The sequence below is a fragment of the Pseudochelatococcus lubricantis genome (assembly GCF_011762225.1).
GTDB classification, from domain to species: Bacteria; Pseudomonadota; Alphaproteobacteria; order Rhizobiales; family Beijerinckiaceae; genus Pseudochelatococcus; species Pseudochelatococcus lubricantis.
Genome location: NZ_JAASQI010000001.1, coordinates 477,793 through 502,422, shown reverse-complemented (window position 1 = coordinate 502,422; position 24,630 = coordinate 477,793). Strand labels below are relative to the sequence as shown.

General features: G+C 64.8%; 26 protein-coding genes and 1 tRNA gene. 23 read left to right on the top strand and 4 right to left on the bottom strand.

The annotated features are described in order from the left end of the window. Positions 1–12: 12 nt before the first annotated feature. Together FHS82_RS02180 and FHS82_RS02175 are read left to right on the top strand one after the other, a co-directional pair. Complete coding sequence (locus FHS82_RS02180; protein ID WP_208394037.1) at positions 13–1,206, top strand: ABC transporter substrate-binding protein; 1,194 nt, start codon at positions 13–15, stop codon at positions 1,204–1,206. A gap of 160 nt (positions 1,207–1,366) precedes the next feature. Continuing rightward, on the top strand, positions 1,367–2,848 hold the full coding sequence (locus FHS82_RS02175) for an aldehyde dehydrogenase family protein (protein ID WP_166948222.1): 1,482 nt from the start codon (positions 1,367–1,369) through the stop codon (positions 2,846–2,848). A 188-nt stretch (positions 2,849–3,036) separates the two neighbouring features. On the opposite strand, the gene FHS82_RS02170 is transcribed toward FHS82_RS02175, so the two are convergent. After that, entirely contained in the window at positions 3,037–3,507 is a 471-nt protein-coding gene (locus tag FHS82_RS02170; RefSeq protein WP_166948220.1) for a MarR family winged helix-turn-helix transcriptional regulator, read from the bottom strand. A 130-nt stretch (positions 3,508–3,637) separates the two neighbouring features. On the opposite strand from FHS82_RS02170, the gene FHS82_RS02165 reads away from it, so the two are divergent. The 12 genes from FHS82_RS02165 to FHS82_RS02110 all read left to right on the top strand — a co-directional run bounded on the left by FHS82_RS02165 (position 3,638) and on the right by FHS82_RS02110 (position 14,235). Further along, positions 3,638–4,729, top strand: coding sequence for a cupin domain-containing protein (locus FHS82_RS02165; RefSeq protein ID WP_166948218.1), 1,092 nt, complete (start codon positions 3,638–3,640; stop codon positions 4,727–4,729). A 41-nt stretch (positions 4,730–4,770) separates the two neighbouring features. Further along, positions 4,771–5,349, top strand: a complete 579-nt coding sequence (locus FHS82_RS02160; protein ID WP_246224972.1) for a maleylpyruvate isomerase N-terminal domain-containing protein — start codon at positions 4,771–4,773, stop codon at positions 5,347–5,349. Positions 5,350–5,352: 3 nt separating this feature from the next. After that, a complete protein-coding gene (locus FHS82_RS02155) occupies positions 5,353–6,051 on the top strand; it encodes a fumarylacetoacetate hydrolase family protein (protein WP_166948214.1) in 699 nt (232 codons plus the stop codon). After that, a complete protein-coding gene (maiA, locus tag FHS82_RS02150) occupies positions 6,051–6,686 on the top strand; it encodes a maleylacetoacetate isomerase (RefSeq protein ID WP_166948915.1) in 636 nt (211 codons plus the stop codon). The genes FHS82_RS02155 and maiA overlap by 1 nt, the downstream gene beginning before the upstream one ends. 49 nt (positions 6,687–6,735) lie before the next feature. Then, on the top strand, positions 6,736–7,425 hold the full coding sequence (locus FHS82_RS02145) for a fumarylacetoacetate hydrolase family protein (protein ID WP_166948212.1): 690 nt from the start codon (positions 6,736–6,738) through the stop codon (positions 7,423–7,425). Between the two features lie 233 nt (positions 7,426–7,658). Then, complete coding sequence (locus tag FHS82_RS02140) at positions 7,659–8,885, top strand: 3-hydroxybenzoate 6-monooxygenase (protein WP_166948210.1); 1,227 nt, start codon at positions 7,659–7,661, stop codon at positions 8,883–8,885. An 82-nt stretch (positions 8,886–8,967) separates the two neighbouring features. Continuing rightward, positions 8,968–10,134 (top strand): ABC transporter substrate-binding protein, encoded by a 1,167-nt coding sequence (locus tag FHS82_RS02135; protein WP_166948208.1) that lies wholly within the window; start codon positions 8,968–8,970, stop codon positions 10,132–10,134. Between the two features lie 121 nt (positions 10,135–10,255). After that, entirely contained in the window at positions 10,256–11,128 is an 873-nt protein-coding gene (locus FHS82_RS02130) for a branched-chain amino acid ABC transporter permease (RefSeq protein ID WP_166948206.1), read from the top strand. Then, the gene (locus FHS82_RS02125; RefSeq protein ID WP_166948204.1) at positions 11,121–12,176 is read left to right on the top strand and encodes a branched-chain amino acid ABC transporter permease; all 1,056 of its coding nucleotides are present in this window, start codon (positions 11,121–11,123) and stop codon (positions 12,174–12,176) included. The genes FHS82_RS02130 and FHS82_RS02125 overlap by 8 nt, the downstream gene beginning before the upstream one ends. Then, complete coding sequence (locus tag FHS82_RS02120; protein WP_166948201.1) at positions 12,173–12,925, top strand: ABC transporter ATP-binding protein; 753 nt, start codon at positions 12,173–12,175, stop codon at positions 12,923–12,925. Before FHS82_RS02125 ends, FHS82_RS02120 begins: the two co-directional genes overlap by 4 nt. A gap of 20 nt (positions 12,926–12,945) precedes the next feature. Continuing rightward, a complete protein-coding gene (locus tag FHS82_RS02115) occupies positions 12,946–13,647 on the top strand; it encodes an ABC transporter ATP-binding protein (RefSeq protein ID WP_166948199.1) in 702 nt (233 codons plus the stop codon). Positions 13,648–14,076: 429 nt separating this feature from the next. Further along, positions 14,077–14,235 (top strand): hypothetical protein, encoded by a 159-nt coding sequence (locus FHS82_RS02110; RefSeq protein ID WP_166948197.1) that lies wholly within the window; start codon positions 14,077–14,079, stop codon positions 14,233–14,235. Between the two features lie 79 nt (positions 14,236–14,314). Here FHS82_RS02110 and FHS82_RS02105 read toward each other — a convergent pair. Then, positions 14,315–14,390 (bottom strand) — tRNA-Ala (locus FHS82_RS02105). Between the two features lie 220 nt (positions 14,391–14,610). Here FHS82_RS02105 and FHS82_RS02100 point away from each other — a divergent pair. From FHS82_RS02100 to FHS82_RS02070, 7 genes are all read left to right on the top strand, one after another. Beyond that, positions 14,611–14,901 (top strand): YggT family protein, encoded by a 291-nt coding sequence (locus FHS82_RS02100; RefSeq protein WP_166948195.1) that lies wholly within the window; start codon positions 14,611–14,613, stop codon positions 14,899–14,901. Positions 14,902–14,914: 13 nt separating this feature from the next. Next, on the top strand, positions 14,915–15,280 hold the full coding sequence (locus FHS82_RS02095; RefSeq protein WP_166948193.1) for a DUF167 family protein: 366 nt from the start codon (positions 14,915–14,917) through the stop codon (positions 15,278–15,280). 242 nt (positions 15,281–15,522) lie between these two features. Continuing rightward, positions 15,523–15,936, top strand: a complete 414-nt coding sequence (gene sdhC, locus FHS82_RS02090) for a succinate dehydrogenase, cytochrome b556 subunit (protein ID WP_166948191.1) — start codon at positions 15,523–15,525, stop codon at positions 15,934–15,936. A gap of 24 nt (positions 15,937–15,960) precedes the next feature. Then, positions 15,961–16,356, top strand: a complete 396-nt coding sequence (gene sdhD / locus FHS82_RS02085; RefSeq protein ID WP_166948189.1) for a succinate dehydrogenase, hydrophobic membrane anchor protein — start codon at positions 15,961–15,963, stop codon at positions 16,354–16,356. 2 nt (positions 16,357–16,358) lie between these two features. Further along, positions 16,359–18,179: a succinate dehydrogenase flavoprotein subunit gene (sdhA, locus tag FHS82_RS02080; RefSeq protein WP_166948187.1), complete on the top strand. Its 1,821-nt coding sequence runs from the start codon at positions 16,359–16,361 to the stop codon at positions 18,177–18,179. A gap of 38 nt (positions 18,180–18,217) precedes the next feature. Further along, positions 18,218–19,003 (top strand): succinate dehydrogenase iron-sulfur subunit, encoded by a 786-nt coding sequence (locus tag FHS82_RS02075; protein WP_166948185.1) that lies wholly within the window; start codon positions 18,218–18,220, stop codon positions 19,001–19,003. Between the two features lie 297 nt (positions 19,004–19,300). Next, entirely contained in the window at positions 19,301–20,056 is a 756-nt protein-coding gene (locus FHS82_RS02070) for an AprI/Inh family metalloprotease inhibitor (protein WP_208394035.1), read from the top strand. Positions 20,057–20,194: 138 nt separating this feature from the next. On the opposite strand, the gene folD is transcribed toward FHS82_RS02070, so the two are convergent. Together folD and purU are read right to left on the bottom strand one after the other, a co-directional pair. Next, positions 20,195–21,073 carry a bifunctional methylenetetrahydrofolate dehydrogenase/methenyltetrahydrofolate cyclohydrolase FolD gene (folD, locus tag FHS82_RS02065; RefSeq protein WP_166948181.1) on the bottom strand — a complete coding sequence of 293 codons (879 nt, stop codon included), beginning with the start codon at positions 21,071–21,073 and terminating at the stop codon, positions 20,195–20,197. A gap of 3 nt (positions 21,074–21,076) precedes the next feature. After that, positions 21,077–21,937, bottom strand: coding sequence for a formyltetrahydrofolate deformylase (gene purU, locus FHS82_RS02060; protein WP_166948179.1), 861 nt, complete (start codon positions 21,935–21,937; stop codon positions 21,077–21,079). 321 nt (positions 21,938–22,258) lie between these two features. Here purU and chrA point away from each other — a divergent pair, with 321 nt between their 5' ends. Both chrA and FHS82_RS02050 read left to right on the top strand, forming a co-directional pair. Continuing rightward, positions 22,259–23,515, top strand: coding sequence for a chromate efflux transporter (gene chrA / locus FHS82_RS02055; RefSeq protein WP_166948177.1), 1,257 nt, complete (start codon positions 22,259–22,261; stop codon positions 23,513–23,515). Between the two features lie 136 nt (positions 23,516–23,651). Next, complete coding sequence (locus FHS82_RS02050) at positions 23,652–24,458, top strand: MetQ/NlpA family ABC transporter substrate-binding protein (protein WP_166948175.1); 807 nt, start codon at positions 23,652–23,654, stop codon at positions 24,456–24,458. The last annotated feature ends 172 nt before the right edge of the window (positions 24,459–24,630 follow it).

Here is a 24,630-nt window from a genome sequence, read left to right as displayed (position 1 = left end):
TCTGAACTAACGATGGCGGGGAAAAAAATGAAACGGCTAATGTTATCCTTTGCGGTCGCGGCCGCTGTGTCGACCGGGGCCTCGGCTCAGGACCCTATCAAAATCGGCTTTATTTCCACGTTCTCCGGCCCGAGCGGCCAGTTGGGCCACGAATTGCTCGACGGCTTCAATCTTGGCCTCAAGAGCGTCGGCGGCAAGCTTGCCGGGCGTCCGGTCGATGTCATCCAAGGTGACGACCAAGCAAAGCCGGACATCGGCCGGCAACTGGCCGACAGGATGATTGAGCGTGACGGCGCCCAACTGATCACCGGCATCAACTTCTCGAACGTCATGCTCGCGATAGCAAAGCCGGTGCTCGACGCTGGCGCGTTCATCGTCAGCGTGAACGCCGGACCCTCCCAATATGCCGGAAAGCTGTGCCACCCCCGGTTTTTCGTGGCCTCGTTTCAGACTGATACGGCATCCGAGACGATGGGCATCTATCTGCAGAAGCAAGGGGTGCAGCGCGTGTACCTGATGGCTCCGAACTATCCGGCCGGAAGGGACATGCTCACTGGCTTCAAACGCTACTTCAAGGGCGAGATCGCCGGAGAGGTCTACACCACCTTCGGCCAACTCGACTACGCCGCGGAAATTGCCCAGTTGCGGGCGGCTCGACCCGATGCCGTGTTCTTCTTCTACCCCGGCGGCATGGGGATCAACTTCGTGAAGCAGTATGCGCAGGCTGGCCTGGCGCAGCAGATCCCACTCTACGCCCCGTCATTCTCGCTCGATCAGACAGTCCTGCCCGGCATCGGTGATGCGGCGATCGGCGCCTTCGCATCAACCTTCTGGCCCGAGGATTTCGATAATCCCGCCAGCAAGAAATTCAGGGACGATTTCGAGGCAGCCTACGGCCGCATCCCGTCGCCGAATGCGGCCAATGCCTACGACACGGTGAGAATGCTGGATGCCGCGCTGAAGACGATCGACGGCAAGATCGAGGACAAACCCGCATTCCAGAAGGCTCTGGGGGCTGTATCCTTCGAGTCGATCCGCGGCAACTTCAGGTTCGGGGCAAACAACATGCCGATCATCGACTACTATCTGGCAGAGGTAGCGAAGGACGAGAAGGGCCGTACGCTTCTGTCGAAGCGCGACCTGATCGTATCCAGCCACACTGATTCCTATTCGCAGGACTGCGACATGAAGGCCGCGGGCAACTGAAGCTTCGCAGAATCTGCGAAAGGCAAGAGATGCAATGACGTTCGCATGTTCTGCACCCGCAGTCATGTCGACAGGTACTAGTGAACGGCACTTCGGCCAAAGAGAAAGCAGCAGGGAGAGCCCGGCCCCAACCGCCGGGCGTCCCCATCCGGAGCCTACCATGATCAATCGCCTGCAGCCCTCGGTAACCGAGCGTCTTCGTCTTCCGATAAACAGGGGCCTCTACTACGGTGGCTCGTGGCACGAGCCGGAAGACGGTGTTTACGTCGAGACGAGAAGTCCCGCCTCCGGCGAGAGCCTCGGCGAAACGGCCTGGGCTGATTCTGTCGATGTCGACCACGCAGTGGAGGCGGCCCGCGAGGGGTTTCGGGTCTGGAGGGAGACCACGCCTGTCGCCCGCGGCGCACTTCTGCGGGAGGCCGCGCGACTGGTGCGCCAGCACGCGGAAGAACTCGCGCTGCTCGATGCGGCCGATTGCGGCAATCCGATCAGGGAGATGATCAAGGATGCCGAAATCGGAGCGACCGCCCTTGAGTATTTCGCCGGCCTCGCCACCGAGGTGAAGGGTTACACCGTCCCCTTGGGGCCGGACCACCTCAATTTCACGATCCGCGAGCCGCTTGGTGTCATCGCCCGCATCAACGCCTACAATCATCCTTTCATGTTCGCCGTAAGCCGCGCCGGCGCCCCGCTCGCAGCCGGAAACGCGCTGATCATCAAGTCGCCGGAGCAGGCTCCACTCTCCAGCCTGCGGCTGGCGGAGCTTATCGGCCCGCTGTTCCCTCCGGGGGTCTTCAACGTCGTTTCCGGAGGGCGGACTTGTGGCGAGGCACTGGTGGCCCATCCCCACATCGCCAAGGTCGGCCTGATAGGATCGGTTCCGACCGGTAAGGCGATCCTGCGCGGGGCAGTAGACAGCATGAAGAAGGTGACGCTCGAACTCGGCGGCAAAAATGCCCTGATCGCCTATCCCGACGCAGATCCCGACAAGGTGGCGGTCGGGGCAGTCCGCGGTATGAACTTCAGCTGGTGCGGCCAGTCCTGCGGATCGACCTCGCGCGTGTTCCTGCACGACAGCATTCACGACGCCGTGCTCGACGCGATCGTCAAGCAGGTGAAGGCATTCGTGCCGGGCATTCCGACCGATCCAGCCACCACGATGGGATCGCTGGTGAGCGAGGCCCAGTTCAACAAGGTAATGAGGTTCATCACGCTGGGCCAGAGTGAGGGCGCCCGGCTCGTCACTGGCGGAAATTCGGCGGACGATCCGCATCTCGGCAATGGCTATTTCATTAAGCCAACCGTTTTCGCCGACGTGACACCGGCCATGCGTCTTGCACGCGAGGAAATATTTGGCCCGGTTCTGTCAGTGTTCAAATGGAGTGACGAGGTGGAGATGTTGCGGGCCGTCAATGATGTCGACTACGGGCTTACTGCCTCAATCTGGACCCACGATATCAATAAGGCGCTTCGGACCGCCACACAGGTCGAGGCTGGTTATATATGGATTAATGGCTCGGGTAAGCATTTTGTTGGCACACCCTTCGGCGGCTGCAAACAATCGGGCCTCGGTCGCGAGGAATCGATCGAGGAACTGCTCGACTGCACCCAGCTCAAGAACGTGAACATTTCGCTAGAATAGGTCCGGGAACTGCCTTCGGCGATGACGGTGAAGATAACCGGAAAGGTGCGCGCGAGATTGCCTAACTCCTTTTGACGCCCAATGCCTAAAGAGGTGGCACGCCAGCCGAACTGCGTGTCGCTATAGCCGCCCCATATGCCGCTTCGCTCACAATTATGAGCCGACAGATGCCGCCCTTGGTGTGATGATCAATCGTCCGCCACTGCCGTGCCCTCGCGCTGCGGCAGACGCAGCGGTGCCCGTGCCCGCTTGTTGCCGGCGGCGGTGGCCTTGTCCATCAGCGCGAGGAACGTCGCGCGCTCGGCCGGTGTCAGAGGGGCGAGGATGTCCTCCTGCGCCCGGCGGACGGCGGGCAATACCGTGGTCACCAGCGCACGTCCCTTCTCGGTCAGGCTCAGGGCGCGCGCGCGCCGGTCCACCCGGCTGACCTCGCGCCGCAGATAGCCCCGCCGCTCAAGCCTTTCCACCACCCCGCCGAGAGTCGCCCTGTCGTGCGCGATAAGGCCGGCGAGCGTGTTCTGGTCGACATCGGGATGGCCGGCGAGCGCGCTGAGAGCCGCATACTGCACCGGCGTCAGGTCGAAACCCGAATGCGCCATCTCCTCCGCGAAGATCGAGGTCGAAATCTGGTGCAGCCGTCGGATCAGGTGTCCGGGCATGTCGAGGAAATCCATCATAAGGCCGCGATACCCGCAGACACGTGGGATTGCAAGATGGGTATTGATATGCATACTTATCTTCATTATACTGCGCAAAAGCTTCGATCACAGAAGCACCCAGGAGGACGCCATGGATACCTTGTCGCACAACGCGATGCAGCCCGCAGACACGCCCGCGCTTCGCCAGCTCTATGCGGATTTCAAGACCAATCATCTCAACCCGCTGTGGACCCAGATCGGTGATCTGATGCCGCGCCACCCGAAGCCCCGGGCGGTTCCGCACGTGTGGCAGTGGGCGACGTTGGGAAAGCTTGCTGCGGCGTCCGGTGAGCTGGTGCCGGTCGGACGGGGCGGTGAGCGCCGGGCCATCGGCCTTGCCAACCCCGGCCTCGGCGGCGAGGCTTATATTTCGCCGACGCTGTGGTGCGCCATTCAGTATCTTGGCCCGCGCGAGACCGCGCCGGAGCATCGCCATTCGCAGAACGCCTTCCGCTTCGTGGTCGAGGGCGAGGGCGTCTGGACGGTCGTCAACGGCGATCCCGTGCGCATGAGCCGTGGCGATTTTCTGCTGACCCCGGGCTGGTGTTTCCACGGTCATCACAACCAGACCGATGCGCCAATGATGTGGATCGACGGCCTCGACATTCCCTTCAGTTTCATGAACGACGTCGGCTTCTTCGAATTCGGCGCGGATCGGGTGACCGACTATTCCACGCCGAACTTCTCGCGGGGCGAGCGCCTGTGGAGCCATCCGGGCTTGCGTCCGCTCTCGGGACTGCAGAACACGGTCTCCTCGCCCATCGGCGCATACCGCTGGGAGCACACGGATCGCGCTCTCACCGAGCAGCTGCTGCTGGAGGAAGAGGGCGTTCCCGCGACGGTCGGCCAGGGTCACGCGGCAGTGCGCTATATCAATCCGACGACGGGCGGCGACGTCATGCCGACCATCCGGGCGGAGTTTCACCGCCTGCGTGCAGGAGTGCAGACGCCCGTCCGGCGTGAGGTCGGGTCGACCGTTTTCCAGGTCTTCTCCGGTCGCGGCGCGGTCGTGCTCGGCGGCATTACCCACAAGCTCGATAAGGGCGACATCTTCGTTGCCCCAAGCTGGGTGTCGTGGTCGCTGCAGGCTGAGACGCCGTTCGACCTGTTCCGCTTTTCCGATGCGCCGATCATGGAGCGTCTGCACTTCGATCGTACGATGATCGACGGGGTCGAGTCATGAACGGGGAACGCGATGCTGCACCCCGCCCCGGTCCGGCCGGCATGGCTATGGGTACGGCTCCGGGCGCGGACGAGCTGGCGGGAGCGCGCGTCGCCCTGCGCGCACGTCAAGGGAGCGGCGCGCGCTACGATGCGTCGGCCGCGCCGGCCCGGGAGCTTTATTGGGCGCGGCTTGGAACAGCCTATTTTGCCCGCCAGCTCAACGAGCTGAGCGATGCCGCGCTGTGGGCCGCGTCATCGCGCTCTGGCTGGACGCGGCGGCGCGTGATCGCGGCGGTCGGGCTTGAGGGGCGCGCCATCGCACAGGCGATCGCCCTGGCGACGAGCGGTCCGAGCGAGGAATTCGCCGACGTCGGTGCTGGCGCTCTCGACCTCGCCGAAACGCTGCCAGCTACCGCGCTGCGCCATCTCGTCACGCATGCCGCCATCCATCTCGACGTGACTTGGCGCGACCTGACCGATGCGCAGTGGGATCTGCCGATCGAGGGCGTATCCTGCACGATCGCCCGGGAGAGCGTGTTCGCGCGTGCCCGCTCACTGTGGGCCAGCGCGCTTGATCTGCGCGCGAGCGGGCGCCTTGCCGACGCACCGCCCGACTTCGTTGCGGCGCTGGAAGTCTGAGCCATGCAGGAACTGGTGTTTCCCCCGCCTGTCGCCCCGACCCTGCCCGTGCGCGGGCTGAGCGCGCGGCTGCCCGTCCGCCGCATTTTCTGCGCCGGGCGCAACTACGCCGCCCATGCACTCGAACTCGGCGCGGAGGCCGGGCGTTCGGCTCCCTTTTTCTTCACCAAATCGCCGAGCGCGCTCGCGCAATCGGGCGAGACCATCCCCTATCCGCCCGGGACGCGGAACTACCAGTACGAACTCGAACTCGTGCTGTGTCTGGGCTCCCATGCGTTCCGGGTTTCGGAGAGCGAAGCGGTCGCGGCCGTCTACGGCTATGCCTGCGGGCTCGACATGACGCGGCGCGACCTCCAGCGCGCTTTGCGCGCGGCGGGACAGCCATGGGATCTCGGCAAGGACGTCGAGGCATCAGCTGTCGTCGCCGAAATCACGCCCGCAGCTGATTTCGGTGTGCCGGATGGTCAACGCATCTGGCTCAGCGTCGACGACGAGCTGCGCCAGGATGCGCACCTGTCGGACATGCTCTGCTCGCCGATGGCGCTCATCGCCGAGCTGTCGAAATTCTATCATCTGGCGCCTGGCGACCTGATCTTCACCGGCACGCCGGCGGGCGTGGCGCCGCTCGCCCCCGGCGCGCGGATCCGCGGTCAGATCGAGGGGCTCACGCCTGTGGAAGTCACTATCGGGGAGCCGGAATGATGCGCTTTCATGGATTTTTTCGTTCAAGTTCTTCTTACCGTTGTCGTATTGCCTTCAATCTGAAGAGGCTGAGCTACGCATTCGTCTCGACCCCTCTGCGCGAGGGGGCGCACAGGACGGCAGCTTTCCGCGCCCTGAACCCGCAGGCGTTGGTTCCGGCGCTAGAGGATGGCGGAGAGGTTTTCACCCAGTCGCTCGCTATCATCGAATGGCTGGACGAGACCCATCCGACGCCGCCGCTGCTGCCGGCCGATCCGGCGACAAGGGCCCACGTGCGTGCCTTCGCCCAGGTGATCGCCTGCGAGGTTCATCCGCTGCAGAATCTGCGCGTGCTCGACTATCTGCGCCAGGAGCTTGGTCAGGACGACGCCGGCGTGAACCGCTGGCTGACGCGCTGGATCGGCGAGGGGCTGGCGGCCTGCGAGGCCCTGCTGTCCCGCCGCCCGGAGAGCCCCTTCTGCTTCGGCGAGGCACCGGGTCTCGCGGACATCTGCCTCGTGCCGCAGATGTTCTCGGCCGACCGCTTCGGTATCGATACCGCGGCTTTCCCGCGCTTGCGGGCCGTCAGGATTGCCTGCGAGGCGCTGCCTGCCTTCGCGGAGGCAGCGCCCGGCCGCCAGCCAGACGCTGCCTGACACCTTTTCCGGCAACCCGCCTGCAAGCAGGCCACATGGACAACCGCTCATGACCGCTTACGTTTTCCCTCCGCCGCCCCAGCCCTCGCTTGCCGTCGCCGGTGACAGCGCACGCTTTCCCATCCGCCGCATTTTCTGCGTCGGCCGCAACTACGCGGCGCACGCGCGCGAGATGGGCAGGGACCCGGATCGCGAGCCGCCGTTCTTCTTCATGAAGCCGGCCGATGTCGCCCTCGATACTCCGACGCAGATTCCCTATCCTCCGGATACCGGCAACCTCCATTACGAGATCGAGCTGATCGTCGCGATCGGCAAGGGCGGCACCGACATCCCGCTCGACGAGGCGCGCGATCACGTCTGGGGCTATGGCGTTGGTATCGACCTGACCCGGCGCGACCTTCAGCTGGCGGCGCGCGACGCCGGCCGTCCCTGGTCCTGGGGCAAGTCGTTCGACCGGTCGGCGCCGATCGCGCCCCTGCGTCCCGCGGCCGATGTCGGCCACCCGGCGAGCGGGCGCATCTGGCTCGCGGTCAATGGCACGGTGAAGCAGGATCAGGATATTGCCGATCTGATCTGGAGCGTGCCGGAAATCATCTCGATCATCTCGCGATCCATCGAGTTGCGGCCGGGGGATCTCATCATGACCGGCACACCCGCCGGTGTTGGCCCTATCGTTGCCGGCGACAACGTGACCGGCGGCGTCGAGGGTGTGGGCGAAATCGAAGTGACGATCACCTAGAGCGCTTTCCGATCAGAATTCGCTCAATGAAAGAATCGCAGAGCATTTGGCGATCATGAGTGATCGAAAAATGCTCCAGCGCGACGCTCCGGGATGACGGACGTCCTGGATCGGGCACGCGCGGCAAAGAACGCATAGGAGCAGGGACGCGCTTCAGACACGCGGTTCCTTGTTCCCTGACAAGTGCTTCAGGGACAACGCTTCCGCGCAGAAGACCGCGAGGAGGAAACATAATGGCTCAGGACAGTTTATCCGCTCCGTTTTTGATCGTGGGCGGCGGCATCGGGGGGCTGGCGGCGGCGCTGGCGCTGGTGCAGCGCGGCTTTCGCGTCACGATCTTCGAGCAGGCCCCGCAGATCGGCGAGATCGGCGCGGGCATTCAGCTCGGCCCCAACGCCTTCAATGCGTGCGATGCGCTGGGCGTTGGTGAGAAGATGCGCCGGCGCGCGGTCTACACCGAAGCACTGGTGATGCACGACGCCATCGACGCCGCGCTCGTCGGCCGCATCGAGACGGGCGAAGCCTTCCGCCAGCGCTTCGGCAATCCTTATGCGGTCATTCATCGCGTCGATCTGCACTTGTCGCTGCTGGAGGGCGTACGCGATAGCGGCAATGCCCGTTTCGTCACCGCAACGCGGATCGTGCGCGTGGAGCAGGACGAGACCGGCGTCACCGTCTACGATCAGCACGGCGAGGCGCATCGCGGCATCGGCCTGATCGCCGCGGATGGCGGCAAGTCCGTGGTGCGGGAGCAGTATGTCGGCGATCCGCCGATGGTGACCGGGCACGTCGTCTATCGGGCAGTCGTCGACAAGCAGGACTTTCCCGTCGACCTGCAATGGAACGCCGCCTCTATCTGGGTCGGCCCCCATTGTCACCTCGTCCACTATCCGCTGCGCGGAGGCGAGCAATACAACGTCGTCGTCACCTTCCACAGCCGCGACAAGGAGGAGTGGAGCGTGCGGGACGGCTCGAAAGAGGAAGTGGAAAGCTATTTCACGGAGGTCTGCCACAAGGCGCGGCGCCTCATCGAGCTGCCCAAGAGCTGGAAGCGCTGGGCAACCGCCGATCGAGAGCCCATCGGCCAATGGACGTTCGGCCGTGTGACGCTGCTGGGCGACGCCGCGCATCCGACCACGCAATACATGGCGCAGGGCGCCTGCATGGCGATGGAGGATGCGGTCACGCTCGGCCAGTCGCTGCGTGTCTGCGACAACGACATTCCGCGCGCCTTCGATCTCTATCAGCGCTCGCGCGTGACGCGCACGGCACGCATCGTGCTGTCGGCCCGCGAGATGGGGCGCATCTACCACGCCAAGGACGTGGAGCGCCTGGTGCGCAACTCGCTCTGGAAGGGGCAGAGCCAGCAGCGCTTCTACGATGCGATCGAGTGGCTCTACGGCTGGAACGTCGGCAACTGTCTGGCCGAGGACGCTGTCGTTCCCGGCGTTGCATCGTGAGGCCACCGGGGCCGCGATGCCGGTCGGGATCAGTGAACAATGAGAAAGCGCAGGTAGCAGCGCAATGATGGGAGGAATAGTGATGAAGAAAGTCGCATTGATGTTCGCCGCGAGCCTGCTGGCCGCAAGCGCGCATGCCGAGGAGCCGATCAAGATCGGCTTCATCTCCACCTTCTCCGGTCCGCAGGGCGTGCTGGGCAGGGAGTTGCTAGAAGGTTTCAAGCTCGGCCTAGAGAGTTCCGGCGGCAAGCTGGGCGGGCGAGCGGTTGAACTGATCCAGGCGGATGATCAGGGCAAGCCGGATGCCGGGCGCCAGGCCGCCGACAAGCTGGTCGAGCGCGACGGCGTCCAGATCGTCACCGGCATCAACTTTTCCAACGTCATGCTGGCTGTCGCGAAACCCGTGCTCGATGCCGGCGTCTTCGTCTACAGCATCAATGCCGGGCCGTCGCAGTATGCCGGGCAGTTGTGCAATCCGAACTACTTCAACGTCTCGTTCCAGAACGACACGCCGTCCGAGGCGATGGGCATCTACCTGACCCAGAAAGGCGTGAAGCGTGTTTATCTGATGGCGCCGAACTATCCGGCGGGCAAGGACTTCCTGGCGGGCTTCAAGCGCACGTTCAAGGGCGACGTCATCGGCGAGGTCTACACGGCGTTCGGTCAGCTCGACTATGCCGCCGAAATCGCCCAGCTGCGCGCGGCCAAACCCGATGCGGTGTTCTTCTTCTATCCGGGCGGCATGGGCATCAACTTCGTCAAGCAGTATTCCCAGGCCGGCCTCAAGGCGGAAATCCCGCTCTACGGGCCGCCCTTCTCGCTCGACCAGACAGTTCTGCCGGCCATGGGCGACGCAGCCGTTGGTGCCTTCGCCTCCACGTTCTGGAGCGAGAGCTTCGACAATCCGGCGAGCAAGAAGTTCGTGACCGACTTCGAGGCGGCGTATAACCGCATCCCGTCGCCTTCCGCCGCGCAGGCTTATGATGGCGCCCGGCTGCTCGATGCGGCACTGACCAGCATCGGCGGCAAGATCGAGGACAAGGATGCCTTCCGCAAGGCCCTGCAGACCGTCAGCTTCGATTCTGTGCGCCCCGGTTTCCGGCTCAACACCAACCACCATCCGATCCAGGACTTCTACCTGACGCAGATCGAGAACGACGACAGGGGCCGCCCGATCATGGCGCTGCGCGAGGTAATCGTGAAGCAGCATCCCGACTCCTTCGTCGAGAAGTGCAAGCTGCCCCTCTGACGGGCATGGGGGCGGCCGCGCGACCCGTGCCGCCGCCTTTCATCGTCTATCAATATAGGACATGCCGACGGCGGGCCCTCATCCCGGTCCGCATCGGCCGCTTTCAGGATGCGAGGCGACGATGGGCCTTCCTCTTCTGCTCGAACAAGCGATCAACGGTGTACAGTTCGGCGTGATGCTGTTCCTCATGTCCGCGGGACTGACGCTTGTCTTCGGTATCATGAACCTGATCAACCTCGCTCATGGCTCGCTCTACATGATCGGGGCCTATCTGGCGGCGACCCTTTACCAGATGACGGGGCAGTTCGTGCTGTCGTTTCTTGCCGCGATGCTGCTGACGGCGCTCGTCGGCGCGGTGCTGGAGCGGCTCCTGTTGCGGCGCTTCTACGACCGGTCGCATCTCGACCAGGTGCTCGTGACCTTCGGCCTCATCCTCGTCTTCAACGACCTCGTGCGCATGCTGTGGGGGCCCGTCTCGGTGCCGCTGCCGCTGCCGTCCCTGCTCGCGGGCTCCGTCCAGCTGATGCCCGGCCTGCAGTATCCCACGTTCCGCCTGGCGATCCTGGCGGTCGGCGTTCTCGTCGCCGGCGGGCTCTACGTGCTGATCTCCCATACCCGGGTCGGCATGTGGGTGCGGGCGGGCGCGAGCGACAGGCCGATGGCGTCCGCCATGGGCGTGAATGTCGAGACGATCTTCGTCCTGGTGTTCGCGCTGGGGGCGGCACTCGCGGGCCTCGCCGGCATGATGGCCGGGCCGATCACCGCCGTGCAGATCGGCATGGGCGAGCCGGTGCTCATCCTTGCCCTGGTCGTCACGGTGATCGGCGGCATCGGCTCGGTGCGCGGCGCCTTCGTGGCGGCGCTGCTGATCGGCGTCGTCGACACGCTCGGCCGCATCCTGCTCCCGCCGGCGCTGGGCAGCATGGTCATCTTCATTCTCATGGCGACCATCCTGGCGTGGCGCCCCAAAGGATTGTTTTCCGTCCATGGCTGACCTCTCGCTCATCAATCCGGATCGGCAGTCGCGGCTGCTTGCCTCCGCGCAGCGGTTCGTGCCCGCCCTCGTCCTGGTCGTGGCGCTCGTGGGGATCCTCGCCTATGCCCAAAGCGCCGGCGACACCTTTCTGATCCGCGTCTTCACACGCATCATGATCTTCGGCATCGTCGCGGTGGCGCTGAATTTCGTGCTTGGTTTCGGCGGCATGGTCAGCCTGATGCATGCCTCGTTCATCGGCGTGGGCGGCTATGTCGTCGCAATCCTCGCCTATCACGACGCCAATCTCGAACCGCTGATGATAGGCCCGTTCGCCTTCACGGGCACGTCGGATCTCGCGATCCTGCTGCCGCTGGCCATCGTTGTGACCGTACCGTTCGCGGCGCTGACCGGCCTCATCTCGCTTCGCACCAGCGGTACCTACTTCATCATGATCACCCTGGCCTTCAACCAGATGGCCTATTACTTCTTCGTCGCCCTTCAGGCCTACGGGGGCGAGGACGGCCTCCAGATCATCAATCCGATCACCTTCGGCGGACTGGATCTGTCGCAGCGCTCGACCTTCTACCTCTTCACCCTCTCCGTCCTTGCGCTGACGCTCGTGCTCGTAACGCTGCTCGTCGACAGCAAGTTCGGCATCGTGCTGCGGGCGGCCGCGCAGAACGAGCGGCGACTTTCGGCGATCGGCATAGCGCCGCTTCGCTACAAGCTTCTCGCCTTCGTCATCTCGGGCACGCTGACAGGCATGGCCGGCGCGCTGCTGGCGACCGGCCAGCAGTTCATCAGCCCGGCCGACATGTCCTGGTCGCGCTCCGGCGAACTGGTGGTGATGGTGGTGATGGGCGGACTTGGCAGCGTCAGCGGTCCCCTTGTCGGCGCCGCCGTCTATCTCGGCCTCGAACTCATTCTCGAATCGTGGACGGAATACTGGCACCTCGCCTTCGGATTGCTGATCGTAGCCATGGTGACGCTTCTGCGTGGCGGTATCGCCGATCTCGGGACGCTGGTTCCCTGGCTTGGCCGCAACGTGTCGGGAGGGAAGAATTGAGCAAGCCGTTCCTCGAGGTGCGCAACCTCGTCAAGCGCTTCGGCGGCCTGGCGGCCACCAACAACTGCAGCCTGGAGGTCATGCGCGGCGAGACGCATGCCCTGATCGGCCCCAACGGCGCCGGCAAGACTACGTTGATCTCGCAGCTTCAGGGACAGATCAGGCCCGACGAAGGCCACATCTTTCTTGATGGACAGGACATCACCGAGACCTCCATGGAGCGTCGCGCGCTCTCCGGAATGGCGCGCTCGTTCCAGATCTCGTCGGTGTTCCCGAAGTTCACGGCCATCGCCAATGCGGCGCTGGCCGTGCAGGCGCGCAAGGGGGATTCCTTTCGCTTCCTGGGGGCTGCGTGGCTCGACCGGGCGATGATGGACGAGGCGCGGGAGGCTATCGAACTCGTCGGCCTGGGCGATCGCGCCGAGGTGCTCGCGCAGGATCTGTCCCACGGCGAACGGCGCCAGCTCGAACTGGCGATGGTGCTCGCCATGCGCCCGTCGCTGCTGCTCCTCGACGAGCCGATGGCGGGAATGGGCAAGCAGGATTCGGCGCGCATGACCCGGCTGCTCGCCGATCTGAAGAAGAACTACACCATCCTGCTTGTCGAGCACGACATGAACGCCGTCTTCGCGCTTGCCGACCGGGTCAGCGTCCTCGTGGCCGGGCGCACCATCGCCACCGGCTCGCCGGCGGACATCCGCGCCAACGACGACGTCAAGGCCGCGTATCTGGGCCACAGACAACACTAAAGCTGAGAGGAGCGGCCATCATGCTGGAAGTCGAGAATGTGGAGGCCTCCTACGGAAGCAGTCAGGTTCTTTTCGGAATGAGCTTTCACGTCAACCCCGGCGAGGTCGTGACCCTGATGGGCCGCAACGGCATGGGCAAGACGACGACCATCAGTTCCGTCATGGGCCTGCTGAAGCTGAAAGCAGGAACCGTCAGGCTGAACGGCGAGGTCGTCTCCGGCCTGCCGCCGCACCGCATCGCCCGTCTCGGTGTCGGCATCGTACCGGAAGGGCGGCGCATCTTCCCGAACCTCACGGTCCGGGAGAACCTGCTCATGGCGGCAGCCAATCATCGGAAGGTAAGGGAGCCGTGGACGCTCAACCGCGTCATCGACTTTTTCCCGCGCCTGGGCGAGCGCCTCCACAATGGCGGCAACCAGCTCTCGGGTGGCGAGCAGCAGATGCTGGCGATCGGCCGTGCGCTGATGACCAATCCGCAGTTGCTCGTCCTGGACGAGGCCATGGAAGGGCTCGCCCCGATCGTTCGCGACGAGATCTGGGCGCGGCTGCACGAGTTGAAGAAGACCGGGCTCACGCTCATTCTGGTCGACAAGGAAGTGGAGAGCCTCGCGGGCTTCGCGGATCGCCACTACATCGTCGAGAAGGGCGAAGTGGTATGGGAAGGCGACACCCCGCGGTTGCTGTCAGACGAAGAATCGCGCATGCGCTATCTCAGTGTGTAGCAGATATAGAATATATTATATTCAATATCTTACCGGCTACCTGCGGTAGCACCGTTTGGGCATCCCGCAAATGATTGACGTGCAGCTAGTCGCGCTTGAAGGTCTTCACGAGCGCCTCGGACATGCCGTCCGAACTCGGGACTTTTCACCGGCGTGACGCGGGGAACGAGGTTGGGCGACCGGCGACCGGCACAGGGGGAAGTGCTTCAGGTTCATTTTTGGTCTGGGTGATGATGGTTTGGAGATAGGCGAGGTTGAGATTTGCCTATTCTCGCCTGACCTTGAGCCTAGAATCTGTCCTGTTTACGTTGAAACAGGACAGATTTCAGATTCTTTATTTTGAGCGAATTCTGATCAATCAGATGATTCCATCTCATCGGAACGCGCTCTAAGGAAGTCTTTTGCACCTCTGATGAGGTTCATTGCCAGGTGTTTGACGACGACCATGTATTTTGGACCAAAAACGATTCGCAAGCGTGCGAGATCGTCGTGGAATACGAAATCGGGCACGCGGTGGGAGCGATTCTCGATTCCCCAGTAGGCGCGGACGGCAGCAGCGAAGATTTTGGCGTCGAGCTTTGCGGATGATAGATAGTCGCGCCGCTCGCACTCGATTCTGCCGTTGCGCTCGGTCCGGCTATCGAAGACCCAGCAAGAGCGGGGTGCTTGGTGGAGCTGATGAGATTCGAACTCACGACCTCTGCAGTGCGATTGCAGCGCTCTCCCAACTGAGCTACAGCCCCAAGGTGCTGGCCCTTGTATGTCCCGGCCGGCGCGCTGTCAATCGGTTCCTTGCCCGGATCGGTCGATTTGTGCACAGGCATCGCCGCGCGGCCGCCGGTCGCCGTTGTGCGCCGCGCCCGAACACATCTGGCTCTTGGCCGAAGTGAAGGCTATAAGGTGTGGCGACATTTGCTTCGGCGGCCTTGAAGCCTGCCCCGGAAGACTGCCCCAGGAGACGACATGCAATCGGTGCTCGACGTCGTTCAGCTCGTGCTGAACCTCTATACATACGTCATTATCGCCAGCGCCATTCTGAGCTGGCTGATCGCCTTCGACGTCGTGAACACCCGCAACGGCTTCGTCCATTCGGCGGTGAACTTCCTCTACCAGTTGACAGAACCGCTGCTGCGCCCCATCCGCAGCGTGCTGCCCAATCTCGGCGGCATCGATATCTCGCCGGTGATTCTGCTGCTCGGCGTGTTCTTCCTGCAAAGCTTCATCGACCGTTACCTGCGGCCGTTGCTGCCCTGACGGCGCGGCTTCGATGGACGCCGGAAAAACGGAACCGTGGCGGGCGGAGCGCGGGGGCCTCATCCTCACCGTGCGGCTCACGCCCAGGGGCGGACGTGATTCGATCGACGGACGGGGCATCCTGTCGGACGGGCGGCCCGTGATATTGGCGCGCGTGCGCCAGGTGCCGGAGGACGGCGCGGCCAATGCCGCGCTGCTGAAGCTGGTGGCGAAGAGCGCGGGCCTGCCGGCGTCCGCTGCGGAAGTGATCGCCGGCCATACCTCGCGCTTGAAATCCGTCCGCCTGTCGGGAGACGCGGACAGAATCGCCGCGGCCCTTGCCGACTGCCTCGACGCGACCGACAGTGGCGCTGCCGGAAAATCCGCCCGCCGCAAATGACGGGTGCAAGGGCTGGGCCGAGGCGCAGCCAGCCCCCGCGCAGGCGAGCCCTCCCCGCCCGGAACGGCGCAGTGACAGACGGAAAATTTTGTCACCGGGGATTCGGCGCAATACGTTGCTAACGTGCGACATATTGGATACGAAGCATTGCAACTTCGAGTAGCTCTAGACTGTAAGAGCGTGCTCCGGTTTACCGTCCGTGCCCGCCAGGGGCACCGCGGTCATGGAGGAGACCTGAGATCATGGCCGAGGCGAAAGCCCCCACCACCCCGCGCGCAGTGGCTCGTCCGCTGTCCCCCCACCTGCAGATCTACAAGCTGACATGGACAATGGCCATGTCGGTCATCCACCGCGCCACCGGCGTCGCCCTTTATGCCGGCACGCTGCTGCTGGTGTACTGGCTGGTCTCGCTGGCGGCGGGGCCGGACGCCTTCGCCACGGCCCAGGCCGTGTTCGGTTCGGCCATCGGCCGTTTCGTGCTGTTCGGCTACACCTGGGCGCTGCTGCACCACCTCGCGGGCGGGCTGCGGCACTTCGTCTGGGATCTCGGCTACGGCTACGACCTCAAGACGCGCATGGGAATGGCGCGCGCCACGCTGATCGTTTCCGGCATCCTGACGGTGGTTCTGTGGGCCATCGGCCTGAGCGTCGGCTAACCGGGCATCGGACAGGAGGCTGCAATGGGACAGTTTGATTTCTCCATCCGCACGCCGGTCAAGGGCGTTCGCGGTCTTGGCTCGGCGAAGTCGGGCACCGGGCATTTCTGGCAGCAGCGGCTGACCGCCGTGGCGCTGGTGCCGCTGGTTCTCGCGTTCATCGCCATCGTCATCTGCGCCTCGGGGCGCGACTACGAGGCAGCGCGGGCGCTGGTCGGCCACCCGCTCACCTCCATCATCCTGCTGCTGTTCGTCGTCACCGGTGCGATCCACGGCCGCCTCGGCCTGCAGGTCGTGATCGAGGACTATGTCCATCACGAGGGATGTAAGGTCGCGGCGGTGATCGCCAACACGCTGTTCACCGCGGCCGTCGCCATTGCGGCGATCTTCGCCGTTCTCAAGATTTCGTTCGGGGTTTAACGATGGCCACGCTTTCCTCTCCCGCCGTCATCGGCAACGCCTATCCGATCACCGATCACACGTTCGATGTGGTGGTGGTGGGCGCGGGCGGCGCGGGTCTTCGCGCCACCGTCGGCTGTTCGCAGGCCGGTCTGCGCACGGCGTGCGTCACGAAGGTGTTCCCCACCCGCTCGCACACCGTCGCGGCGCAGGGCGGCATCTCGGCCTCGCTCGGCAACATGGGCGAGGATAACTGGCAGTGGCATATGTACGACACCGTCAAGGGGTCGGACTGGCTCGGCGATCAGGACGCCATCGAATATCTGGTGCGCAACGCGCCCGCGGCCGTCTACGAGCTGGAGCACTGGGGCGTGCCGTTCTCGCGCACCGAAGAGGGCAAGATCTATCAGCGCCCCTTTGGCGGCATGACGACGCATTTCGGCAAGGGCACCGCGCAGCGCACCTGCGCGGCCGCCGACCGCACCGGCCATGCCATGCTGCATACGCTTTACGGGCAGGCAGTCCGGAACAACACGGAATTCTTCATCGAGTATTTCGCCATCGACCTGATCATGGACGATGAGGGCCGCTGCCGGGGCGTCGTGGCGCTGAAGCTCGACGATGGCACCCTGCATCGCTTCCGGGCGCAGCTCGTCATTCTGGCCACCGGCGGCTACGGCCGCACCTACTTCTCGGCCACCTCCGCCCACACCTGCACGGGCGACGGCAACGCCATGGTGCTGCGTGCCGGCCTGCCGCTGCAGGACATGGAGTTCGTGCAGTTCCACCCCACCGGCATCTACGGGGCGGGTTGCCTGATCACCGAGGGCGCGCGCGGCGAAGGCGGCTACCTCACCAATTCCGAGGGCGAGCGCTTCATGGAGCGATACGCGCCGTCCGCCAAGGACCTCGCCTCGCGCGACGTGGTGTCGCGTTCGATGACGATCGAGATTCGCGAAGGCCGCGGTGTAGGCAAGAACAAGGACCACATCTACCTGCACCTCGATCACCTCGATCCGGCCATCCTGGCAGAGCGCCTGCCGGGCATTTCCGAATCGGCTCACATCTTCGCCGGCGTCGACGTGACGAAGGAGCCTATTCCGGTGTTGCCGACCGTCCATTACAACATGGGCGGCATCCCGACGAACTACCACGGCGAGGTGGTGACGAAGCGCGGCGGCGATCCCGACTCGATCGTCCCCGGCCTGATGGCGCTCGGTGAGGCGGCTTGCGTGTCGGTGCACGGCGCGAATCGCCTGGGATCTAACTCGCTGATCGACCTTGTCGTGTTCGGCCGCGCGGCTGGCCTGCGTGCCGCCGAAATCGTCAACCCGGGCGAGAAGCAGCCGGAGCTGCCGAAGAACTCGGCCGAACTGGCGCTGTCGCGTCTCGACCACTTCCGCCATGCGTCGGGCTCCACGCCGACGGCGCAACTGCGCCTCAACATGCAGCGCACGATGCAGTCCAACTGCGCCGTGTTCCGCACCGGCGAGGTGCTGGAAGAGGGCGTGAAGCTGATCCACGAGGTGTGGTCGTCCGCTGCGGATGTCCACGTCACCGACCGCTCGCTGATCTGGAATTCGGACCTCGTCGAGACGCTGGAGTTCGACAATCTCATCACGCAGGCCGTGGTGACGATGGAGGGCGCGCTCAACCGGCTGGAGAGCCGCGGCGCCCACGCCCGCGAGGACTATCCGAACCGCGACGACGCCAACTGGATGAAGCACACGCTGGCGTGGCTCGACACCAGTTCGCAAAAGGTGACGCTCGATTACCGTCCGGTGCACACCTACACGATGTCCAACGAAATCCAGTACATCGAGCCGAAGGCGCGCGTCTACTGATACGGCCCCCGCAAGGATGAGCGAAGAGAGCAAAGACAATGGCTGAGTTCAGGCTTCCGAAGAATTCGCGGGTGACGTCCGGCAAGGTCTGGCCGGCTCCGGCTGGGGCCACGCGGACCACGCTGTTCAACATCTACCGCTACGATCCCGATACGGGTAACAACCCGCGCATGGACAGCTATCACGTCGACCGCGACGATTGCGGCCCGATGGTGCTCGACGCGCTGATCTGGATCAAGAACAACGTCGACGCGACGCTGACCTTCCGCCGCTCCTGCCGCGAGGGCATCTGCGGCTCGTGCGCGATGAACATCTCGGGTTCGAACACCCTCGCCTGCACGCGCGGCATCGACGAGGTGGCGCAGAACGGCATCGTCAACATCTATCCGCTGCCGCACATGCCTGTGGTGAAGGATCTGGTGCCCGACCTCACCCGCTTCTACGCTCAGCATGCCTCGGTGGAGCCGTGGCTGCACACGGTGACGCCCGCGCCTGAGAAGGAATGGCGCCAGAGCCATGAGGATCGCCAGAAGCTCGACGGGCTTTACGAGTGCATCCTCTGCGCCTGCTGCTCGACGTCGTGCCCGAGCTACTGGTGGAATGGCGACCGTTATCTCGGCCCCGCCGCCCTTCTGCAGGCCTATCGCTGGCTGATCGACAGCCGGGACGAGGCGACGGGCGAGCGGCTCGACGGCCTTGAGGATCCGTTCCGGCTCTACCGCTGCCACACCATCATGAACTGTGCCAACGCCTGCCCGAAGGGGCTCAATCCGGCCAAGGCGATCGCCGAAATCAAGCAGATGATGGTGGTGCGGCAGGTATGACGCCGGCCGGGTAGCGTGGCCATTTATCACAACTTCTTGCAAAATATGGCGCATTCTGTTGCAGGAATGCGCCATATTTCATTGAGATGATCCCTTGCTGCGAAAATCTTCTCCCGATTTGTCCGTATTCATGGCACAAGGACAAAAGGGCGGATTGACGCTGTTGCTCGTCAACAGGTCATGATTGAGCTGCGGACACAAGACATGGATAACATCACAGCTTTATCCATTTGTTAGCGCATCGAACCGGTCGTTGCAGTGCGTTTGCTATCGCGAGGGAATGAGATGAACTCCGGCATGATCAGGGTCGCGGAAGGGACGATTGGCGTTGTCGCCGCGCGTCCTCAGGCTTCGACGCCCCGGGCCGCGAACCGGCGCTGGCGACGCGCCATGCGCTTCGCGCCGGCGCTGGGTGGCGCGCTGCTTCTCGGCGCGTGCGCCGATTCCGCCCGCTTCTCGACGTCCGGTCCCTATGGCGGTCCCGTCGGCGGAGGTCCCCGCGTCATCGCCGCGCCGGTTGACGATATCGAGCCCGCACCACGCCGCGCGCCCGCAGCCCCGGTGGTTTCCACGCCGCTGCCGCCGCCGCCCGGCTCGCAAGCCGCGCCGGAGCCAACCCTCACACCCATGCCGTCGGCCACCACGCCGCCGCCGGGAGCCGACCTGTCGCAGGGGGCGGACCCGAATGCCGCGCTGGACAACAATCCGCCGCCCGGCCCCGTCGCCTCCCTGCCCGCCTCTCCGCCGCCGGCAGCGCCGCCGCCGGCTGTCGCTCCCTCGCGCACGTCGGTAACAGGAAGCTGGCGGGCGAGCGAGGCTGCCGGCAGTTCCTGCCGGGTCACGCTGTCGAGCGCGCCTTCGCTCGATCTCTACCGGGCCTCGTCCAGCGGCTGCGCCTCGCAGGACCTGAAGAGCGTCAACGCCTGGGACCTGCGCGGCAACGAGGTTTATCTCTACGCGCGCGGCAATGTGGTCGCGCGGCTGCGCGGCGGCGGCGGCAACTTCAACGGCGTGCTGGCCAAGTCCGGCGCACCGGTATCGCTGTCACGCTGAAGCTGTTCGGCGCCAGAATTCACGCAAGAGAGAGAATTGCAGCGCATTTTCCGGTCTGGTGTGATCGGAAAATGCGCTGAATCAGGCCGACCGTTCTGCGAGAGGGCATCCGGATGCGCGACCGAATGCGCCTTGCGGTCAGGAAACTCCGTGCCGCGCCTTAAAGGCCTGCAACGTATTGCGCAGCAGGCAGGCGATGGTCATGGGCCCCACGCCGCCCGGCACGGGCGTGATCGCGCCCGCGACCGTCCTCGCCTCTTCGAACGCGACATCGCCGACGAGGCGCCCTTTCGCCGCGCCAGGCGCGGGCGGCAGGCGGTTGATGCCCACATCGATCACCGTCGCACCGGGCCTGATCCAGTCGCCGCGCACCATTTCCGGACGGCCGACCGCCGCCACCAGGATATCCGCGCCACGGCAGACGGCCGGCAGATCGCGGGTGCGGGAATGGGCTATCGTGACGGTGGCATTCTGCTGCAGCAGGAGTTGCGCCAGCGGCTTGCCGACGATGTTCGAGCGCCCGACAACCACCGCAGACAGACCGGAAAGGTCGTGATGCACGCTCTGCAGCAACAGCAGCGAGCCAAGCGGCGTGCAGGGAACGAGGCCGGGCAGGCCGATCAGCAGCCGCCCGGCGTTGACCGGGTGAAACCCATCAACGTCCTTGTCCGGGTCGATCGCCTCGATCACGCGGTTGGCGTCGATGTGGCCCGGCAGCGGCAGCTGCACCAGGATGCCGTCGACGGCGTCATCGCGGTTCAGCCGGTCGACCAGCGCCAGCAGGTCCGCTTCCGGCACGTCGGCGGGCAGGCGATACTCGAACGAGCGCATGCCGACGGCGACTGTCTGGCGCGCCTTCGAGCCGACGTAGACCTCGCTCGCGGGGTCATTGCCGACAAGCACGACGGCGAGCCCGGGCTGCCCGCCGCCACGCGCCGCGATGCCCGCCACTTCCGCCGCTATGGCGTCGCGCAACTCCTGCGCGATGGCCTTGCCGTCGATAATCCTTGCACTCATCGCTCAATCCCTGAATACGACGGTCTTGCGGCCGTTCAGAATGACGCGCCCGTCGAGATGCCACGCAAGGGCGCGCGACAGCACGCGCCGCTCGATGTCGCGGCCCTTGCGCACCAGCGCATCCGGCGTGTCCTGATGCGTCACGCGCTCCACGTCCTGCTCGATGATCGGGCCCTCGTCGAGGTCGCCGGTGACGTAGTGGGCCGTGGCGCCGATGAGCTTCACCCCACGCTCGTGGGCCTGATGATAGGGCCGCGCGCCCTTGAAGCCGGGCAGGAACGAGTGGTGGATGTTGATGCAGCGCCCGGCGAGCCGCGACGCCAGTTCCGGCGACAGGATCTGCATATAGCGCGCGAGGATGACGAGGTCGACCTGTCGTTCCTCGACAATGCGCCACAGTTGCGCTTCCTGCTCTGCCCTGGTTTCCCGCGTCACGGGCAGATAGTCGAAGGGGATGCCGTCGAAGTCGTGGTGCTGGTAGGTCTCGCGCGGGTAGTTGGCGACGATGCCGGCGATGGTCATGTTGAGTTCGCCGATGCGCCAGCGATACAGGATGTCGGCGAGGCAATGGTCGAAGCGCGAAACCAGCACGAGTACCCGTTGCGGGAGGGAGACGGGACGCATGTACCACGTCATGCCGAACTCCTCGCCAACGGCGGCGAAGGCACGGCGCATGTCGTCGAGATCGCCGCCTCTGACGAAATTGAAGCCGATGCGCGAGAAGAAGGTCCCGGTCTCGACGTCGTCATGCTGGTGCGCCTCGCGGATGTTGGCGCCTCCCTCGAACAGACAGCGCGCCACCGCGGCGACAATTCCGGGGCGGTTACGGCACGACAGGCTTAGAAAGTACTTCTCTTCCGGCATCACTTGCTCCCCGCCGCGTGGCGGGTCCTCGTCGGGAGGCCCGCATTCCGCGGGCCCCGTGTCTCGTGGCTCGAAGCGGCCCTCGCGCGGGCGGCGCCGTGGCGGCGCATCACGCCGAAGCAGCCGCGCCCGAAAGACGGCGCGACATGCGCGTAGCACTTTTCACGGGGAATCCAAAGCCGGTTTCACCACATATGACGCCGGCTCCGCTTTCATGACAGGGGCAAAGGTCCGCGTCACATGATATTCATCCGGAACCGCCTAGATTGAAAAAACTATAAACTGAAACGCGACAGGCCGCGTTACCATGAGCGACGAACCATGAGCAAAGCAGAAGATCGCCGCCCCACCGCCGCCGATTCGGAGCGGGACCGTGCGGGGGCGCCGGACAGTCTCGCGAATCTTGCCGACATCCTGCTGGAGTTTTCCCGCCTGGGCGTCACCTCCTTCGGCGGCCCCATCGCCCACTTCGGCTATTTTCGCGAGCGCTTCGTGGCGCGCCGCGGCTGGCTGTCGGAGCGTGAGTTCACCGATCTCGTCGCACTCTGCCAGTTCCTGCCGGGGCCGGCTTCGAGCCAGACGGGCTTTGCCGTGGGCGTGATGCGGGGCGGGCTCGCCGGCGGCCTGGTGGCGTGGGCGGGCTTCACGCTGCCCTCCGTGCTGCTGCTGCTCGCCTTCGCGCAGGGCGCCGCATTCCTGACGGGCATCGTGGCAACCGGCATCCTGCACGGCCTCAAGGTCGTTGCGGTCGCGGTAGTCGCGCAGGCCGTGTGGGGCATGGCGCGCAGCTTCTGCACGGATCGCCTCCACGCAACGCTCGCGATCGCCGCCGTCATCGTCACCATCGTGCCGGGAGGGCCGGCGGGCCAACTGCTCGCCATCGTCCTCGGCGCCGTTGTCGGGCTGCTCGCCGGCGCCGACAGCACCGGGCGCGCGGAGAGCGATGCGCCGCCCGCCCCCGTGCGCGTATCGCCGCAGGCCGGGCGCGTCGCGCTGGCGCTGGCGGCCCTGCTGCTGGCGGCGGCCTTCGTGCCGTGGGCGTCGGCGACCGCCTCCCTGTTCTCCGCGTTCTACAAGGCCGGCGCGCTGGTGTTCGGCGGCGGCCACGTGATCCTGCCGCTGCTTGAGGAATCAATGGTCGAAAGCGGCCGCGTGAGCGCCGATGCCTTCCTCGCCGGCTACGGCGCGGCGCAGGCCGTGCCGGGCCCGCTCTTCACCTTCGCCGCCTATCTGGGCGCGGTGGACACCTTGCCGCCATCCGGCCTTGCGGGCGCGGTTATCGCGCTTGCCGGCATCTTCCTGCCTGGCCTGCTTCTCGTCTACGGGGTGCTGCCGTTCTGGTCGCAACTGAAGGAGCGCCCCACGGCGCGCGCCGCGCTGTCGGGCATCAACGCGGCGGTGGTCGGCATCCTGCTGTCGGCGCTCTACCACCCCGTATGGACGAGCGCCGTCAAGGACGAGCGCGACTTCACCCTCGTCTGTGTCTCGATCCTGCTGCTCATGGTATGGCGGGCGCCGGCGTGGCTCGTCGTGCTGCTCACGGCGCTCGGCGGCGCGGGCATCGCCTTGCTACGCTGATTGCCGCCGGGAAACAAAAACACGTCCGCCGCTGTGGAAAAATAAAATCCATAGACATTCTGTGTGGAATATGGCCACATTCGAGGCACAGGTCCGGCGCGCCGCGCCGGATCGCAGCTTTTCTCAGGAGACGGCAATGTCAAGGATTACCCGCAGGATCGCGACGCTGACCATCGGCGCGGTGCTCGCCGGCGTAGCGGCCCTTTCGTCCGCGCAGGCGGCGGACAAGATCAAGCTCGGCGTCATCGGCGGCGAGGAAGAGGAGATCGCGGAGGTCGTGAAGAAGGTCGCGGCGACCAAGGGCCTCGACGTCGAACTCGTGACCTTCGCCGACTACTCGCTGCCGAACGAGGCGCTGGCGCGCGGCGATCTCGACGCCAACGCCTTCCAGCACAAGCCCTATCTCGATGCGCAGATCGCCGCGCGCGGCTACAAGATCGTCCCCATCGGCTACACCATCGTCCAGCCCATCGGCTTCTATTCGAAGAAGCACAAGACGTTCGCGGACCTGCCCGAAGGCGCATCCATCGGCATCCCCAACGATCCCAGCAACGGCGCGCGCGCCCTCAAGCTGCTGGCCGCCAACGGCCTGATCAAGCTGAAGGATCCGGCGAAAGCCGACGCCTCGCCGCTCGACGTTTCGGAGAACCCGAAGAAGGTGTCCTTCAAGGAACTCGACGCCGCACTGATCACCAAGCAGCTCGACGATCTCGACGGCGCCGTGATCAACACCACCTACGCCCTCGGCGCCGGGCTGAACCCCGTCTCCGACGCCCTCGTGCAGGAAAGCCGCACCAACAACCCCTACGGCAACTTCATCGCCGTGCGCACGGAAGACAAGGACAAGCCCGCGCTGAAGACGCTCGTCGAGGCCTACCAGTCGAAGGAAGTCTCGGACTTCCTCGAAACCCGCTTCAAGGGCTCGATCCTGCCGGCGTGGTGAGCCGATCCCTATGCCATGAAACAACAAAGCCGGTTCCCGCGGGAGCCGGCTTTCGTCTGACTGCAGGACGATGCGACAAGACGATTTCTACGTTTCGTGGAAACGCTGCAATGGTCTATCTTTTTCTTCTTGCGCAACTCCGGTCGCAAAAGCGGCGCCGCTCTTGCTGAAG

What these genes read in the sequence shown, in the direction of transcription:
- FHS82_RS02180 (WP_208394037.1), top strand. Translation starts at nt 13, where the DNA reads ATGGCGGGGAAAAAAATGAAACGGCTAATGTTATCCTTTGCGGTCGCG.
- FHS82_RS02175 (WP_166948222.1), top strand. Translation starts at nt 1,367, where the DNA reads ATGATCAATCGCCTGCAGCCCTCGGTAACCGAGCGTCTTCGTCTTCCG.
- FHS82_RS02170 (WP_166948220.1), bottom strand. Translation starts at nt 3,507, where the DNA reads ATGCCCGGACACCTGATCCGACGGCTGCACCAGATTTCGACCTCGATC.
- FHS82_RS02165 (WP_166948218.1), top strand. Translation starts at nt 3,638, where the DNA reads ATGGATACCTTGTCGCACAACGCGATGCAGCCCGCAGACACGCCCGCG.
- FHS82_RS02160 (WP_246224972.1), top strand. Translation starts at nt 4,771, where the DNA reads ATGGCTATGGGTACGGCTCCGGGCGCGGACGAGCTGGCGGGAGCGCGC.
- FHS82_RS02155 (WP_166948214.1), top strand. Translation starts at nt 5,353, where the DNA reads ATGCAGGAACTGGTGTTTCCCCCGCCTGTCGCCCCGACCCTGCCCGTG.
- maiA (WP_166948915.1), top strand. Translation starts at nt 6,051, where the DNA reads ATGCGCTTTCATGGATTTTTTCGTTCAAGTTCTTCTTACCGTTGTCGT.
- FHS82_RS02145 (WP_166948212.1), top strand. Translation starts at nt 6,736, where the DNA reads ATGACCGCTTACGTTTTCCCTCCGCCGCCCCAGCCCTCGCTTGCCGTC.
- FHS82_RS02140 (WP_166948210.1), top strand. Translation starts at nt 7,659, where the DNA reads ATGGCTCAGGACAGTTTATCCGCTCCGTTTTTGATCGTGGGCGGCGGC.
- FHS82_RS02135 (WP_166948208.1), top strand. Translation starts at nt 8,968, where the DNA reads ATGAAGAAAGTCGCATTGATGTTCGCCGCGAGCCTGCTGGCCGCAAGC.
- FHS82_RS02130 (WP_166948206.1), top strand. Translation starts at nt 10,256, where the DNA reads ATGGGCCTTCCTCTTCTGCTCGAACAAGCGATCAACGGTGTACAGTTC.
- FHS82_RS02125 (WP_166948204.1), top strand. Translation starts at nt 11,121, where the DNA reads ATGGCTGACCTCTCGCTCATCAATCCGGATCGGCAGTCGCGGCTGCTT.
- FHS82_RS02115 (WP_166948199.1), top strand. Translation starts at nt 12,946, where the DNA reads ATGCTGGAAGTCGAGAATGTGGAGGCCTCCTACGGAAGCAGTCAGGTT.
- FHS82_RS02100 (WP_166948195.1), top strand. Translation starts at nt 14,611, where the DNA reads ATGCAATCGGTGCTCGACGTCGTTCAGCTCGTGCTGAACCTCTATACA.
- FHS82_RS02095 (WP_166948193.1), top strand. Translation starts at nt 14,915, where the DNA reads ATGGACGCCGGAAAAACGGAACCGTGGCGGGCGGAGCGCGGGGGCCTC.
- sdhC (WP_166948191.1), top strand. Translation starts at nt 15,523, where the DNA reads ATGGCCGAGGCGAAAGCCCCCACCACCCCGCGCGCAGTGGCTCGTCCG.
- sdhD (WP_166948189.1), top strand. Translation starts at nt 15,961, where the DNA reads ATGGGACAGTTTGATTTCTCCATCCGCACGCCGGTCAAGGGCGTTCGC.
- sdhA (WP_166948187.1), top strand. Translation starts at nt 16,359, where the DNA reads ATGGCCACGCTTTCCTCTCCCGCCGTCATCGGCAACGCCTATCCGATC.
- FHS82_RS02075 (WP_166948185.1), top strand. Translation starts at nt 18,218, where the DNA reads ATGGCTGAGTTCAGGCTTCCGAAGAATTCGCGGGTGACGTCCGGCAAG.
- FHS82_RS02070 (WP_208394035.1), top strand. Translation starts at nt 19,301, where the DNA reads ATGATCAGGGTCGCGGAAGGGACGATTGGCGTTGTCGCCGCGCGTCCT.
- folD (WP_166948181.1), bottom strand. Translation starts at nt 21,073, where the DNA reads ATGAGTGCAAGGATTATCGACGGCAAGGCCATCGCGCAGGAGTTGCGC.
- purU (WP_166948179.1), bottom strand. Translation starts at nt 21,937, where the DNA reads ATGCCGGAAGAGAAGTACTTTCTAAGCCTGTCGTGCCGTAACCGCCCC.
- chrA (WP_166948177.1), top strand. Translation starts at nt 22,259, where the DNA reads ATGAGCAAAGCAGAAGATCGCCGCCCCACCGCCGCCGATTCGGAGCGG.
- FHS82_RS02050 (WP_166948175.1), top strand. Translation starts at nt 23,652, where the DNA reads ATGTCAAGGATTACCCGCAGGATCGCGACGCTGACCATCGGCGCGGTG.